This is a genomic window from Aequorivita marina (assembly GCF_031631895.2).
GTDB lineage: Bacteria > Bacteroidota > Bacteroidia > Flavobacteriales > Flavobacteriaceae > Aequorivita > Aequorivita marina.
Window position 1 is genome coordinate 1 of sequence record NZ_JAVMBW020000006.1, and the last position, 16456, is coordinate 16456.

Here is a 16456-nt window from a genome sequence, read left to right on the forward strand (position 1 = left end):
CCGCTACGGGATTATTGTGGACATAGTTGATCTTCTCCCAGATAACCGTATTGCTCCATAGCTCAATGGGCTTATTATCGTGTCTCCAAAACTGAAACTCTTTCACGTTGGATGATTTTGCCGCAGCCTTTATAAATTGCGCTAGTAAAAACTCTTTTCGACTCTCTCGTGGGTTCTCTTGTATGGCCTTTACCACCGCCTTGCTCGTAAAACGTTTAAAATCCCCCAACAGGAGCGACGGATGCTGATTCTTTACACTTCTAAAGATCAGATGGATATGGTTGGCCATAATGCACCATGCAATTATTTCCATCCCCTTTTCCTTTTGGCAATACGAGAGACTTTGCAATAAAATATCCTTGTATTTATTGTGGGTAAAAACATCAAGCCATTCCACAACGGCGAAACTTACAAAATAAAGCCCTTCTGGATTATGGAATTTATAGTTGCGGCTCATATTATAAAGGTAGTATTTTTTCTCAATACCAGGATTAATGCAAGGAGCCAACTGAAATGGAAAATAGAAGAGATGGAATATGGCCACTTCATTAAAATGTAGGAGACCACACGATGCAATCGTGCGGGAGCGGGATGATAGACTCTGCAGCAAGATAGCTCTATACTCGTTACGAGCAAATACATCCAGCAAATATACTACTGCAAAGCTTACAAAATACAATCCTTCAGGATTATGAAACCTGCCTGCCGGCAGGTTTATAATTCCGGCTCATCCAATAAAGATAGCTAATTTTGCAGGAGAGGATTTATTTAATAATGTGCAGGAAACCACGCGATGCAATCGCGCGGGAGCGGGGGGGTGCGTAATTGTAATTTAGCTAGTTTGATGCGGAACACGAGCGGGGTAGTATTTTTTCTCAATACCAGGATTAATGCAAGGAGCCGACTGAAATGGAGATTAGAAGAGATGGAATATGGCCACTTCATTAAAATGTAGGAAACCACGCGATGCAATCGCGCGGGAGCGGGGATATTTCTTACTATCAGAAAACCAAGGCTGTTAAATGATATCGAGACAAGAAAAGTTAATACTGTCACTACATTAATGCTTGGGAGACCACACGATACAATCGTGCGGGAGCGGGGGCCAAACTTATAAAGTAACATATTACGCGCGTTTTAATTTTTTTTATCAATGTTTCCAATTTCTGTTAAAATTTTTGATATCCCTTTTCCTTAATCATTTTGAAAAAACTAGAAGGACCAATCCATATTTTAACCTTTCCAGTCTTTTTTTTGTTAAAATAATTTAAAACTTTGCTATTTACATCAATTACAATAGTGTCGCCTATATTGACGTATGATGCACTAGTCCCATAAATTTCCGCAGTATTGTTCTTTATTAGACAATAATAATTTTGTTGGACATCTCTCGGATCATAATAATGAATATTTGATTCTATAATATTAACTCTTACAATTCCTCTACCATGATAACCATTGCCTATCCCATCTTCAATAGAATAAACAATTCCAGTGAGCTTTAAATTTTTTAACTCTTTAAAGTCGAATTTATCGACTGTTGTTTTTTTTTCATTATTATGTGAGAAAAAATTACAAGAACTAAATAGAAATACTGAAGTCAACGTAATTAATAATTTTTTCATTTTTGTTTAGTTATATATTGATATAATGCCTGAGTAACCATTGGAGTGAATCCTGCTTTATTTATAATTCTATCCATTGTACTTCCCCCGCTGGTGCGCGATTGCATCGCGTTCCTTGCCCAATTTTAATTAAACTTTCCAATTCTCAATTCAACCATAGTACCGAAATACCACAATATCATCCAACAATCCTTTTTCATCTACATAATCCGAAGCGCTGCTATAAACATAATCTTGAGCCCTATAAACCAATCCAGCCGCTACGGGATTATTGTGGACATAGTTGATCTTCTCCCAGATAACCGTATTGCTCCATAGCTCAATGGGCTTATTATCGTGTCTCCAAAACTGAAACTCTTTCACGTTGGATGATTTTGCCGCAGCCTTTATAAATTGCTCCAGTAGGAATTCCTTTCGACTCTCTCGTGGGTTCTCTTGTATGGCCTTTACCACCGCCTTGCTCGTAAAACGTTTAAAATCCCCCAACAGGAGCGACGGATGCTGATTCTTTACACTTCTAAAGATCAGATGGATATGGTTGGCCATAATGCACCATGCAATTATTTCCATCCCCTTTTCCTTTTGGCAATACGAGAGACTTTGCAATAAAATATCCTTGTATTTATTGCGGGTAAAAACATCAAGCCATTCCACAACGGCGAAACTTACAAAATAAAGACCTTCTGGATTATGGAATTTATAGTTGCGGCTCATATTATAAAGGTAGTATTTTTTCTCAATACCAGGATTAATGCAAGGAGCCAACTGAAATGGAGATTAGAAGAGATGGAATATGGCCACTTCATTAAAATGTAGGAGACCACACGATGCAATCGTGCGGGAGCGGGGCGTAATTATAGGGCGAGTGCCTGCGCATCATCTCCGCCAGCGGGTCGATGTTCATCCACCTGCCCAGTGCGGGGTCATAGTTCCGCGCGCCGAAGTCATAGGTGTTTAAGTCAAAGGTATCATCATATTCTTTACCTCCGAACTTGTACTTAAAAGTTTCAAATTTGCCGATAAAATTAAATACCATTATTATCTTTAGTTTCGATACAGAATACAACTACAAACAGGCTAATATTCAATAATTGAAAAATTATAAGATATAAATATTCGACATGCGTATATACTTGATAATGGCTTGGGTAAGTTAGGAAGAAAACAAATAATAAAATAATATATTTTGAAACCTTGATTGTAGATGGATTCGATAAGAAATTCAGGAGCTTCTTTCTATCTATAATCAAAAACGATAAGAGGATTATAATTGATAAACTTGACCAAATATAATAGCTGGTTTCTCGGGCTAAAAGTAATGCAGAATTAACAATTAATACTAAAAAAATCATTGAGAAAAAGCGTAAAAATTTAGATTCTCTACTCATCTATTATAACTTTTTCGTTGTTTTATAAAGTTCATTTTTCATACTTTCTGCAGTAAATATAGGATCCATATATGCTCCTACCGTTGTTAGAGCCCCCCTGGCGCATGCGTCTCGCTCGTGCCTCGTGCCTTCTCTGTCCACACCCAGCTATTGCTATACTACCATATATTTGGCATTTTGTGACCACCGATTAAAGGTAGCGAATTTTAGGATATTAAAATTTCTAAAGCTATCCTGTATCAAAAATAAGTGCAGACAACCACGAGATGCTTCCGACGCCTCGGAATCGCGGCAGCGAAATATAAAAACAATAATTTTTCGGCAGGTTAAAAGCAATACTAGAAAACCGTGAATTTGTTGGTTCATTATAGTACACAGGCAGCAGACGCCAGCACTAGCGACGATCAAACGAAAGGGTTCGCGCAACAGCGTCTTAATACCTGTAGCCTACTAACACGCTACTTTTTTTTCTTTAAAGCCTCTTTTGCTCGCTTTTCCTTCTGCTGTGCATCTACAACCGAAACGGCACTCATATTAACAATTTCATCTACACTCGCGCCCATTTGAAGAATATGGACGGGTTTGCGCATTCCCAGCATAATGGGGCCAATAGACTCTACCCCATTTAATTCCTTTAGCAACTTATAATTACTGTTTGCCGAGTCCAAATTCGGAAATATTAGGGCATTTACCTTTTTACCCGCTAATTTTGAAAACGGAAATGAATTTTTGAGCAATTCGGCATTTAAGGCAAAATCGGTCTGCAGCTCACCATCCAAGATCATATCTGGATTACTTTTATGGATCAACTCCACTGCTTCCCGGACCTTAGTGGCGCGAGGGTCCTTAGACGAACCGTAATTGGCGTAGGATATCATTGCAATAACCGGCTCTAAACCAAACATTTTCATGGTATGGTTGGTCATTCGTGCAATTTGCGCAAGTTCTTTGGCCGTAGGATCAATATTGATAGAGGTATCTGAAATAAACAGCGGCCCCCGTTTGGTAAGCATGAGATTTGTGGTAGCAACTTTATTTACGCCCTCAAACTTGCCAACAGTCTCAAAAACTGGTTTTACCACTAACGGATACGATCTGGAATACCCCGAAATCATAGCATCAACATCGCCTTCGCTCAACATCATACCGGCAAAATAGTTTCTTTCTGTAATGAGTTTTTCTGCATCATAACGCGTAACCCCAGTACGCTTTCTTTTTTTCCAAAAAGTTTTAACGTACGTATCAAATTTCTCAGGTTTTTCATCACTTTTAGGGTCAATTATCTCTAAGTCGGCATCAAATTCCAATTGCTCCATATAGTCCTTGATGATATCTTTTCTACCTAAGAGTACCGGAATCCCAATACCTTCCTCATATACAATTTGGGCGGCCTTTAGCACGTCCAGATGGTCTGCTTCGGTATAAACAATTCGTTTTGGCTTGAGTCTTGCTCGGTTAAGTAGTAAGCGACTAATTTTATTATCGCCCCCCATACGCTCGTAAAGCTCATCTTGATATTTTTCCCAATCTGTAATATTGGTTGTAGCAACACCGCTTTCCATAGCTGCTTTGGCCACTGCAGGAGGCACAGCCGTAATAAGCCTAGGGTCAAAAGGTTTTGGGATTATATACTCTTTCCCAAATGTGAGTTTAGTTTCGCCATACGCAATATTTACCTGCTCTGGCACGGGTTCCTTGGCAAGATCGGCAAGGGCTTTTACGGCAGCCATTTTCATGGCCTCATTAATTTTTGTGGCGCGTACATCTAGAGCACCCCTGAAAATGAATGGAAACCCAAGGACATTATTAACTTGGTTAGGATGGTCACTACGCCCAGTAGCCATAATGAGATCTTCCCTGGTTTTTACGGCCAGATTATATTCAATCTCCGGATCTGGATTTGCCATTGCAAAAACAATGGGGTTTGGCGCCATGCTTTTTAGCATTTTAGGTGAAACGATATTCTTCACCGAAAGACCTACAAAAACATCAGCGTCTTTCATAGCCTCATCTAGGGTATCTATTTTTCTATCAGAAGCAAATTCACTCTTTTCATCAGAGAGGTTTTCACGATCTTTTCTAATAACGCCTTTACTATCTAGCATTACTATATGTTCGTCTTTTGCACCAAAAGCTTTATAAAGTCGCGTACATGAAACTGCGGCTGCTCCGGCGCCACTGATAACTATCTTGGCGTCTTCAATCTTTTTATCGGCCAGTTCCAAGGCGTTTAGCAAGGCCGCTGCCGAAATTATTGCAGTACCATGCTGGTCGTCGTGCATTACGGGAATGTCTAACTCTTCCTTAAGCCGTTTCTCTATTTCAAAAGCTTCGGGCGCTTTAATATCCTCAAGGTTTATACCTCCAAATGTTGGAGCTATGTTTTTTACCGTGGCTATGAACTCCTCTATATTTTCTGTATCTACTTCAATATCGAACACATCAATATCGGCAAATATTTTAAAAAGCAAACCTTTTCCTTCCATCACGGGCTTGGAGGCTTCGGGGCCAATGTTTCCCAATCCTAAAACCGCGGTTCCGTTTGAAATTACGGCTACTAAGTTTCCCTTATTGGTATATTTATAAACATTTTTCACCTCCTTTTCTATTTCCAAACAAGGAACCGCCACTCCGGGAGAATACGCCAGCGAAAGATCGCGTTGGGTAGAATAGCTTTTTGTGGGAACCACCTGAATTTTTCCAGGCTTCGGCTTTGAATGGTATAAAAGTGCTTCTTTTCGCTTGCTTTGTTTGCTCATAATTTGTTGCATTTATTTGAAAGTACTCTCAATTCATTTGAATCGTTAGTAAACCAAAGATACTGGTTTTGGAAGAACCATCAAGGCTTTTGCTCCTCGTTTTTATAGCGTCCTTAGTACGAAATGTTTTAAAATTTCATATCAAGAATCAGCTAGGGTTTCAATACATTTGGTATTAAATTATTAGAAGCTCAAAATTGAAAGTAAATCGAAATTTATTGGTATTAATCGTGTTGTGTTCTTTTCTGGAGCTTTCTGCCCAAAAAAAAGAAACAACTCAGGATAGCACGCAGATTTACAAGAAGATTGAGACCTATTCCAAAAAAAGTAAGTTTACAAAAATGATCCACAAATGGATCTTTAGACCAACAGCTAATAAAGCCGAAAGAGAGCCCCATCATGCCGAAAACCCTTCGTATAGCAAGTTTGAGGGAAAAATTATTCGCAAGATTATTATAGACACCAAAGATCCTTTTGGTTTTTCATTTACCGATAGCACAAAAACGGCAAATAGCTGGCTGGAAAAAACCGGAAATGCAATCCATATAAAATCCAAGGAACTGGCCATCCGCAATTTCTTACTCATAAAAGAGAACCAGACCTTGGACACCCTTAAGATTGCTGAATCGGCGCGACTTTTACGGGAGCAAAATTACATTCGCGAAGTACAGATTTTACCACAGGCCGTTGCCGCGTCTAAGGATTCAGTAGATGTAGTCATCACCTCCTTAGACTCGTGGAGCATTATTCCCAAAGCCCAATTTTCTGGCTCTCAGACCAAATTTAAACTACGGGAACGCAACTTTATTGGTACCGGCCATGAATTTAAAATTGGGTTTTTAAAACGATTAGATGATGGTAACGAAGCCTTTAACGGCTCTTACACCGTGCCTAATTTTATGAATACTTTTGTGAGGGCCACGGGAAGATATGCAATTGATTACGAAGGTTTTTATGAAAAGACCATCGCAATAGATCGGCAGTTTTATTCGCCCTTAACGCGATGGGCCGGGGGTATCTTTCTGCAAGAGCGTTATTTAAGTAGAGCATTGCCAAATGATACCTCGGCCTATATTAACCAAAATTTCAAATTTATTACCCAGGATTATTGGGGTGGCCACTCCTTTCGAATTTTTAAGGGAAACACAGAACGAGAGCGGACCACAAACCTTATTTTAAGCGGTCGTGCCCTATTGGTAGATTATAGAGACATCCCCAATATTGAATACGACAGTATCCGTTTTTTTGCTGACGAAAAATTTTTCTTGGCCAGTGTAGGGGTTGCCTCCAGACAGTTCGTAAAAGATCAATATATTTTCAAGGATGGCATCACGGAAGACGTTCCCGTTGGCATTATATATTCGATAACCGGTGGCGTTCAACATAAAAACAGGCAGGACAGGCTTTACCTTGGTGGAAAAGTATCGTATGGTAATTATTTTAAATGGGGGTTTTTAAGCACAGATTTTGAATTGGGAAGTTTTTTCAATGGATCCCACACTGAACAGACGGCTTTTAGCTTTAGAGCTAGTTACTTTACCCATCTTTTAGAGCTTGGTGACAGATGGAAAATGAGACAGTTTATTAAACCACAACTGGTAATTGGAATGAATAGATTAAATTCTGAAGCCGATAGAGTGAGTTTAAACCAGCGGGCAGATTTTAATGGCGTTTACGGAAACCTATACTCCAATCCTCGAAATGGCGCAATACAAGGCTTTAACAGTACATTGGATGGTACCCAGAAATATGTATTGGCATTGCAGACCCAATTTTATTCGCCATGGGAATTCTTAGGGTTTCGGTTTAATCCCTTTGTAAATATAACTGTGGGAATGCTAGCAGAAAGTAACAGAAGTTGGAACAGAAACCCAATTTATTCCTCAATTGGCGCCGGATTTATTATCCGTAATGACTATTTGGTCTTTAGCTCGTTTCAATTTTCTCTGGCCTACTACCCCAATATTCCAGGACAAGGCAACAATATTTTTAAAACGAACGCCTTTGAAACTGACGATTTCGGGTTTCAGAACTTCCAAATTGGGAAACCAAGAACGGTTATTTATAATTAAACCCAACACCAGCTTAAAGGCGAAACTACACGCGCCAAAAAGAGCGGAACCTCAATCTTTTAAAAACTCAATGTTGCGTTTTAACCCGGAAAACTTGGTTCGTTTTACGGCACTTTTCTTAAATATCTTCTGAAAAACATCTGTTGTAATTTCCTCCCAATCTTTTTTACTCATAGAAAGCATTTCGGGATGCGGATTAAACAGCGGCTCGTTATGTGGTTTGCTAAAACGATTCCACGGGCAAACATCTTGGCAGATATCGCAGCCAAACATCCAATCTTGAAATTTACCTTTTTCCGATATTGGAATTTCATTTTTAAGTTCAATCGTGTAATACGAGATGCATTTACTACCATCCACAACCTTATCGGCAACAATTGCATTTGTAGGGCAAGCATCTATGCAGGCAGTACAAGTGCCACAGTGGTCGGTAACCGGGGTGTCGTATTCCAGGTCTAGGTCTAAGATTAATTCTGAAACAAAATAAAAGGAACCTACGTTTTTAGTTAGCAGCAAACTGTGTTTTCCTACCCATCCCAAACCGCTTTTTGCTGCCCAGGCCTTATCCAAAACCGGAGCGGAGTCAACAAAAGCACGACCACTCACTTCTCCTATTTCTTCTGAAATGAAATGCATCAACTGCTTCAATTTGTCTTTTATTACAAAGTGGTAATCGGTGCCATAAGCGTATTTTGAAATTTTATAGGTGTCCTCCGTTTGGGTTTCGGAAGGGTAATAATTTAGCAATAAAGAAATTACACTTTTTGAATCAGGAACCAATAAGGTTGGATCTAAACGTTTGTCAAAATGGTTTTCCATATAAGCCATTTCGCCGTTTCTATTGTTTTTTAGGTAACTTTCTAAATGCGGAGCTTCTTCTTCTAAAAACTCGGCTTTGCTTATACCACAAGAGAGAAACCCGAGGCGTTTGGCTTCGGCTTTAATTAATTGCGAATATTTAGCGCGGTTATCAATCAAATCTATCTTCTATTAAATTCTAAAATAGCATTTTTAGGCTTTAACGTAATCAAAGGTTTCACTTCAATAGGAAGCGATTTTGCCTTAATTTTATAGGTTTCCATAAGTTCGGCAATTGCCAAGATCATTTCGTACATCGCAAAGTTATTACCAATACACATGCGCGGTCCGGCACCAAAAGGAAAATACTGCCCCGAAAAATGGCTGGCACTCACCCCAGAAAAACGTTCGGGCTTAAAGGCTTTTGGATCTTCCCAATATTCAGGATGGGTATGAACTTCCAGTAAGGAGAACAAAAGGCTGGAATCTTTGGGAATAACCATACCTTCAAACACATCGTCGTCAATATTAACGCGGTCTATAAAATAAGCTGGCGGATACAGCCGTAGCGATTCTTCGATAACATTTTTTGTAAAAGTACAGTTTTTAATAAATGCCATTAGAGATTCTGAATTGGCTTTTGCCTGTACTACTTCAGCATAGAGTTTATCTTGAACTTCTGGATTTCGCGCCAATAATTCGCAGGTAAACGTAAGTGCATTCGATGTTGTTTCATGGCCAGCCGTAAAAAGAATTAATATTTCATCAATTAGCTGATCATCTTCCATTGCACTTCCATTTTCATATCTGGCATTTAAAAGCATATCCAACAGATCGTCCTCATGTTTGCCGGAATTTCTTCGTTCTTCAACAAGTCTTCTGAGAATATCGCGGGCTTCATCTGCCGCTTTCATATGTTTTTTTATTTTTCCACTTCCTTTAAACCACCATCCCAAATAAGGTTGCCGAAGTTCCTTGACCAACATTTTTTGGGCCGACTCGGTAATGTGTTGCAACCTATTTATTTCATCTTGATTTACGGCACTGCTAAAAAGCGATTTTACAACGGTTTGAAAGGCGAGATTGTTAAAAACTGGAAAAATGTCTTTTGGTTGTCCGGTTTCAATTTGGGTAAGTTCGGTTTTAATCGCCCCTTGAATCGTATCTAAAAGATTTACTAGTTGTTTTTTATGAAAGGCTGGCTGGATGAGTTTGCGTTGCTTTTGCCAGAGTTCGCCTTCAGAAGTAAGTAGGCCTCGGCCAACATATTTCACCAAATCTCGCGTTTGAATGGGTGATTTTTTAAAATTTCTATGGTTTTTCTGAAGTGCATATTGCACAAGTCCAGCATCTCGGGAAAAGATAACCGATTTTCCAAAACCCAATTTTAAACGAAACGTATCACCCTTGGTTTCAAAATTTTTATGATGAAACGGTAAGGGGTCTTTAAGAATTTCTAAGGAATGCAATAAAAACCTAAACAGGGAAACCGATGGAATTTTTTTTATTGACATACTAATATTGTTTGCCTAGATCTAGCTTGTAATTACGCGAATAGCCTTAAAACAGGCCACCCTGAGTTGACCCTTTAACCTTCCCGAGGTGTTTATAGGCCGCTTCGGTAACTTCTCTTCCTCGGGGCGTTCGCATTATAAAACCTTGTTGGATCAGGAAGGGCTCGTAAACTTCTTCAATGGTTTCGGGACTTTCAGAAACCGCAGTGGCAATGGTGCTGATGCCAACGGGCCCACCTTTAAATTTTTCAATAATGGTTAAAAGTATTTTATTGTCCATCTCATCCAAGCCGTGGGCGTCAACATTTAAGGCATCTAAGCCAAATTGCGCAATTGCTATATCAATTTTACCGTTGCCCTTTATCTGGGCAAAATCACGGATTCTTCGCAAGAGTGCATTTGCAATTCGTGGTGTCCCCCTACTTCTACCCGCAATTTCAATAGCCGCCTCCATGGTTATGGGTACCTGTAGAATGCTCGCACTTCGCTGTAGAATTGTTGTAAGTAAATCGGTAGTGTAATATTGCAGGCGTGAAGAAATTCCAAAACGAGCGCGCATGGGTGCCGTTAATAGACCAGAACGTGTAGTTGCACCAATTAAAGTGAAAGGGTTTAGGTTAATCTGAACAGACCGTGCATTGGGGCCAGATTCAATCATGATATCTATTTTATAATCCTCCATTGCCGAGTAGAGATACTCCTCTACAATGGGGCTTAAACGATGTATCTCATCAATAAACAAGACATCCCGTTCGTCTAGATTGGTCAACAAGCCGGCAAGGTCTCCAGGCTTGTCCAGAACTGGACCTGAGGTTACCCGAATATTAACGTTCAGTTCGTTTGAAAGAATATAGGCCAAGGTGGTTTTTCCAAGTCCCGGCGGCCCATGGAATAAGGTATGGTCCAAGGCTTCACTGCGCAGGTTTGCAGCCTGCACAAAGATTTGAAGATTTTCCAATGCCTGATCCTGTCCGGTAAAGTCATCAAAACTAAGCGGGCGCAATTTTTTTTCAATATCCAACTCCTGAGGCGATAGATTTTCTCCAGTAGGATCGAGGTTTTCATTCATATAACAAATATAGCAATCCTTTAGATGCTTCTTAAAAAAACAAAGCCATACTTTTCAGCATGGCTTATTAAATTAAATGTAGATTCCTCACTTCCTACATATTATTAACACAATATGGTGAAGATAGGCTATGCAATAAAAACCTGAAATAAGTAATACTACGTAATTTTTAAGTAGTAAAAAGCCCTTCAAATTACTTTGAAGGGCTTTTAAGTTATATATAGTCAAATCAAGTTAATGATCTAGCTCGTCTTCATTTTCCTGAAGCGGCACGTACTGTGGTACGAAATCCTGCCCTGGAATAACAAAATCTGTTTCGTCTTTGTTCAGCTTACTATAATCATAAGCCCAACGGTGAACGTGTGGTATTGGTCCGTCCCAGTTTCCGTGAATGTGTTTTCTTTCGGCAGTCCATTCTAAGGTAGTTGCATTCCAAGGATTCTTAGGTGCCATTTTTCCGTAGAACATAGAGTGTATAAAGTTGTATAAGAACAATACCTGAACGCCAATTGTCATGATTGCAAAGACCGTCATTACCACGTTAATATCATGCAAGTCGTCAAAATACGGAAATGCAGTGTTTGTATAATATCTACGCGGCAGTCCTGCTAGACCAACAAAGTGCATTGGGAAGAATATTCCGTAGGCTCCAATGGCTGTCACCCAGAAGTGGATATAGCCTAGTTTTTTGTTCATCATTCTACCCTCAAACATGATTGGGAACCAGTGATAAACCCCAGCGATAAATCCGTATGCTGCCGAAATACCCATTACTAAGTGGAAGTGGGCTACAATAAAGTAGGTATCGTGAATGTTAATATCCAAGGCACTATCCCCCATAATAATCCCGGTCAATCCTCCGGTAATAAAGGTAGAAACAAAACCAATACTCCATAACATCGCCACGTTCATTTGTAGCTTACCGCGCCACAATGTGGTAATCCAGTTAAAGGATTTTACGGCAGAAGGAATTGCAATTAAAAGTGTTGTAAATGTAAATACCGAGCCCAAGAATGGGTTCATTCCAGATATAAACATGTGGTGCCCCCAAACTATTGTAGATAGGAAAGCAATTGCCAAAAGGGAAGCAACCATAGCACGATAGCCGAAAATGGGTTTTCGTGAGTTTGTTGCCATAATTTCTGAAACAATTCCCATGGCGGGCAAGATTACAATATAAACCTCGGGGTGGCCCAAGAACCAGAAAAGGTGCTCAAACAATACCGGCGAACCTCCTTGATGATGGAGGACCTCTCCTGCAATATATATATCTGATAAGAAAAAGGAAGTTCCAAAGCTTCTATCCATAATCAACATTAACACAGCTGAAAATAGAACAGGAAAGGAAACAACACCAATAATAGCGGTTAAAAAGAAAGCCCAAACGGTAAGTGGAAGTCTAGTCATAGACATACCAACCGTTCTAAGGTTCAATACCGTAACAATAAAGTTGAGTGAACCCAATAGCGATGATGCAATGAATATACCCATGGAGATTAACCAAAGGTTCATACCCATACCTGATCCAGGTATAGCTTGTGGTAAGGCACTAAGTGGAGGATAAATTGTCCATCCTGCTGACGCTGGTCCAGCTTCAACAAACAAAGATGCAACCATAATCATACTGGAAATAAAGAACAACCAGTAGGAAACCGCATTTAAAAACCCTGAAGCCATATCTCGGGCTCCAATTTGTAAGGGAATGAGCAGGTTACTAAAGGTTCCACTTAGTCCTGCCGTTAGAACAAAGAACACCATTATGGTACCGTGTATGGTTACTAATGCTAAATAAACACTAGGGTCCATAACCCCTTCTGCACCCCATTTACCTAAAAATATTTCATAAATAGTAAACTGGTGATCTGGCCAGGCAAGTTGTAATCTAAACAACAAAGACATCAATATACCGATAACCCCCATGAAGATACCGGTAATCATATACTGCTTTGAGATCATTTTATGATCTGTACTAAAGATGTACTTAGTTACAAAGGTTTGCTTATGATGTCCGTGACCGTCATGATTATCTTCTACTGCGTTGATCTGTGCGTGTGCTGACATATCTTTCTAAACTAATGTATTAATTGTTTTCTTTGCTAAGTTGCTCTGCAAGTGTTGGCTGTTCTGCCAACCATGCTTTGTAATCTTCTTCTGATTCTACAACAATCTTCATCTGCATATTGTAGTGACTAATTCCGCAAATCTTATTACAGATTACTAAATAGTCAAACTCATAGGGTTCTAATGGTTCGTCTCCGTTAGCTTGGAGTTCCTCACTTCTTTCCCTGCGTATTTCATTAATATTATCAACTTTCTCAATAACATGATCTGTTAATCGCATATCTTCGGTGGTAACCGTAGGTGTAAATGCAAACTGAGTAATCATTCCGGGAACACAGTTCATTTGTGCTCTAAAGTGCGGCATATAGGCCGAGTGCAAGACATCTTGCGAGCGCATTTTAATAACCACTTCTCTACCTACTGGCAAGTGCATTTCGGTAACGATTTTATCATCTTGACCATTAGGATCCGCCGGATCAACCCCAAGCATGTTCACTCCTTTAATTAGGCGTACGTTTGCTTCGCCGAGGGTATTATCATTACCTCCGTAACGCGCTTTCCAATTAAACTGTTGCGCATAAAGTTCAACCACTAAAGGATCGTCGTCCATATCTACATTCATAACATCGGTCCAGGTGAACAGTCCGTAGATAATCAAACCTGCCAAAGTTACTACTGGAATAATAGTCCAGATAAATTCCAACTTATCATTATCTGCATAGAATGTAGCTCTTTTTACTTTATTACCGCGATAGATAAATGCGAAGTAATGCAAAACAGCTTGTGTAACAATTCCTACAAAAAATATAAGAATCATTGAAATCAACATCAGGTTGTCTATCTGCGATCCATGTTCAGAACCTGACTCAGGAAGCAATGTACCATACCACAACCAAAAACTTACAATGGTCAAGATATAAATAAATGCCAAAAAGCCCAGCATCAAGTAACCTTGATTATTATTGTCTTTGTCTGTTGCTATATCGGCATGGCCAACCGTCTTGGTTTGTGCTAGCTGGAATATTCTCTTTATTTGCCAAACGGCTATTAAAAAGAGTAAGATTACGAGTATGATTAAAAATGCGGTCATCTTTGAATATCTTCTTTTTTATTAAAAATGGTAATTTTCGCTTTCTCTTATAAATGGATCGTTAAGCGGTTTTAGGGAAACTTTACCAAGCCCTCTTCCCACAACAAAAATAAACAGTCCACTAAAAAACAATAGTGCGGCAATTTCTGGGATTCCAAAGCTCCAATTATGTCCAACTGTTGAAGGCATTACCAATAGGAAGACATCTATATAATGTCCTACTAAGATGAATACCGCAGCAATTACAACAAACCAAGGAACACGCTTAAAGTCGCTGTTCATTAATACCAATAATGGGAATACAAAGTTAAGAACTAGCATACCGAAAAACAGCAAATTGTACTCTTGAACTCTAATAATAAAATAAGTTACTTCCTCCGGGATGTTTGCATACCATATAAGCATAAATTGACTGAACCAAAGGTAAGTCCAAAAAATACTGAATGCAAACATATATTTTGCCAAATCATGCAAGTGTTTATCACTTACAAATGGAATAAGGCCTCTGTTCTTTAAATGTATAGTAACAAGTGCAATTACAGTAATTGCAGAAACAAACATACTAGAGAACACATACCAGGCAAATAACGTACTATACCAGTGCGGGGTCATGGACATAAACCAATCCCAAGACATTGTGGCTTCTGTAATTAAAAAGAATATAAGGAAGAACACTGTTGCTTTAAAGTTCTTTCTATAATAGTCGAAGTTGTTTGATTCAGCCTGTGCAAGCGAGTTTTTACGTGAATAATAACGGTATAAATTCCAACCCACCAAATAGAGTGCAGCACGAATAACGAAGAATGGAAAGTTGAGGTAACCAGCCTTTCCTTGTAAAATTTTATCACCTGCTACCAAATCGGCATCTTGCCAAGGGTAAAAGTGTGTGCCAGCGAATACCACAAGAACAAAAACAAGAATAGATCCTGGTAATAGGTAGGCTGTAATCCCTTCCATGATCCTATATAAAACCGGAGACCATCCTGATTGTGAAGCTATCTGAATAGCATAAAACACCAGTACGCCTAGCGCAATCATCAAAAAGAAAAACGCCGCTATAAAAGTTGCAGACCATGGTCTAGCTTGCAATTGATGCAAAACGTGCTCCTCGTGTGAAGATCCGGGCTGTGGGTTTAAGTCGGTTGCATGCTCCATGGCTTCAGCCGAGTATCCCTCTTCTCCACGGGCCACATCAACAAAGTTTGCAGTTTCGCTTGAGCCATCTGCCACATCATGGGCTTCCCCGTGGTGGGCTTCTTGCTCTGCCATTATTTTTTTAACGTCATCGATGGTTTTCGGCGTAGTCAAAAACCCGAAGATTATTCCGGCAAGTCCTAAGACCATTAGAATAATAGAAAACAGTTTTAATTTACTTGGTAGCGTGTACATATCTTTAGCCATTCTCTTGATAAATCTTTAGTTTGCTTCGTTTTCCGAAGCAGTATTGGTTGCTGTGGTTTGATCCTGGTTGTCAATAACCTCCTCTTTTTTGTTTGCTTGAGCAGTTTCTAAATAACTAGGTTCACCATTGAGTGATGCTTTCAAATCCATAACGTGCATCGCAATTTGCCAACGTTCTTTTTCGCTTGTTTGCGAGGCATAAGAGCCCATTGAATTTAAGCCGAAGGTTTCAACGTGATAAATTCCACCAGGAACAATAGTACGTCCCGCATCGGCATAGCTCGGTATTCCCAAGAACTTCTCACGTTCAACTAAAATTCCTTTCCCATCTCCTTTATCTCCGTGGCATACCGCACAGTATAACGTGTATAAATGTGCTCCGGTAGCCAGGTTTTCTTCTGTTACCTCGTATGGATTTTTAAGTTCAGCCTTAGCTTTTTCGAGGCCCTCGAAACTATCTTCGTATTCATAAGGCACAAATCCGCGTGGCACAGTGTTTTCTACTGGCATCATTGCAGATTGCTCTCCAGGGAATATTTCGTAGGCACCGTAAGTTTCATAACTAGACGATACATACATATTAGGGAAATATTGATAATTGGGTGCCTTATCATTAAAACAAGAAACCATGCTTGCTGAAACGACAATGGCAATTCCTATGTTTATAAGTGTCTTCATA

The 16456-nt window shown here is 39.5% G+C and carries 13 protein-coding genes; 1 reads left to right on the top strand and 12 read right to left on the bottom strand.

All coding sequences use genetic code 11. The features are described 5' to 3' along the window. The 5 genes from QPK98_RS08955 to QPK98_RS08975 form a co-directional block, all read right to left on the bottom strand. Positions 1-457: transposase (locus tag QPK98_RS08955; protein ID WP_310992893.1), on the bottom strand; the 457-nt coding region annotated here is incomplete at its 3' end. Between the two features lie 712 nt (positions 458-1169). After that, on the bottom strand, positions 1170-1625 hold the full coding sequence (locus QPK98_RS08960; RefSeq protein ID WP_310992894.1) for a hypothetical protein: 456 nt from the start codon (positions 1623-1625) through the stop codon (positions 1170-1172). 150 nt (positions 1626-1775) lie between these two features. Further along, positions 1776-2339 carry an REP-associated tyrosine transposase gene (locus tag QPK98_RS08965; RefSeq protein ID WP_310992896.1) on the bottom strand — a complete coding sequence of 188 codons (564 nt, stop codon included), beginning with the start codon at positions 2337-2339 and terminating at the stop codon, positions 1776-1778. A gap of 91 nt (positions 2340-2430) precedes the next feature. Then, complete coding sequence (locus tag QPK98_RS08970) at positions 2431-2661, bottom strand: RHS repeat-associated core domain-containing protein (RefSeq protein ID WP_310992897.1); 231 nt, start codon at positions 2659-2661, stop codon at positions 2431-2433. Between the two features lie 810 nt (positions 2662-3471). Continuing rightward, entirely contained in the window at positions 3472-5772 is a 2301-nt protein-coding gene (locus QPK98_RS08975; protein WP_310992898.1) for an NADP-dependent malic enzyme, read from the bottom strand. 197 nt (positions 5773-5969) lie between these two features. On the opposite strand from QPK98_RS08975, the gene QPK98_RS08980 reads away from it, so the two are divergent. Beyond that, positions 5970-7844 carry a BamA/TamA family outer membrane protein gene (locus tag QPK98_RS08980; RefSeq protein WP_310992900.1) on the top strand — a complete coding sequence of 625 codons (1875 nt, stop codon included), beginning with the start codon at positions 5970-5972 and terminating at the stop codon, positions 7842-7844. 51 nt (positions 7845-7895) lie between these two features. Here QPK98_RS08980 and queG read toward each other — a convergent pair whose 3' ends face one another. The 7 genes from queG to QPK98_RS09015 all read right to left on the bottom strand — a co-directional run bounded on the left by queG (position 7896) and on the right by QPK98_RS09015 (position 16455). Then, a complete protein-coding gene (gene queG / locus QPK98_RS08985) occupies positions 7896-8822 on the bottom strand; it encodes a tRNA epoxyqueuosine(34) reductase QueG (RefSeq protein ID WP_310992901.1) in 927 nt (308 codons plus the stop codon). Between the two features lie 2 nt (positions 8823-8824). Beyond that, positions 8825-10156: a cytochrome P450 gene (locus tag QPK98_RS08990; RefSeq protein ID WP_310992902.1), complete on the bottom strand. Its 1332-nt coding sequence runs from the start codon at positions 10154-10156 to the stop codon at positions 8825-8827. Between the two features lie 46 nt (positions 10157-10202). Next, positions 10203-11225, bottom strand: coding sequence for a Holliday junction branch migration DNA helicase RuvB (ruvB, locus tag QPK98_RS08995; protein WP_310992903.1), 1023 nt, complete (start codon positions 11223-11225; stop codon positions 10203-10205). Positions 11226-11459: 234 nt separating this feature from the next. Continuing rightward, positions 11460-13286 (bottom strand): cytochrome c oxidase subunit I, encoded by a 1827-nt coding sequence (locus QPK98_RS09000; protein WP_310992904.1) that lies wholly within the window; start codon positions 13284-13286, stop codon positions 11460-11462. A 19-nt stretch (positions 13287-13305) separates the two neighbouring features. Beyond that, complete coding sequence (locus QPK98_RS09005; protein WP_310992905.1) at positions 13306-14376, bottom strand: cytochrome c oxidase subunit II; 1071 nt, start codon at positions 14374-14376, stop codon at positions 13306-13308. Positions 14377-14397: 21 nt separating this feature from the next. Further along, positions 14398-15765 carry a quinol:cytochrome C oxidoreductase gene (locus QPK98_RS09010; protein ID WP_310992906.1) on the bottom strand — a complete coding sequence of 456 codons (1368 nt, stop codon included), beginning with the start codon at positions 15763-15765 and terminating at the stop codon, positions 14398-14400. Between the two features lie 27 nt (positions 15766-15792). Then, positions 15793-16455, bottom strand: coding sequence for a c-type cytochrome (locus tag QPK98_RS09015; protein ID WP_310992907.1), 663 nt, complete (start codon positions 16453-16455; stop codon positions 15793-15795). Position 16456: the final 1 nt, after the last annotated feature.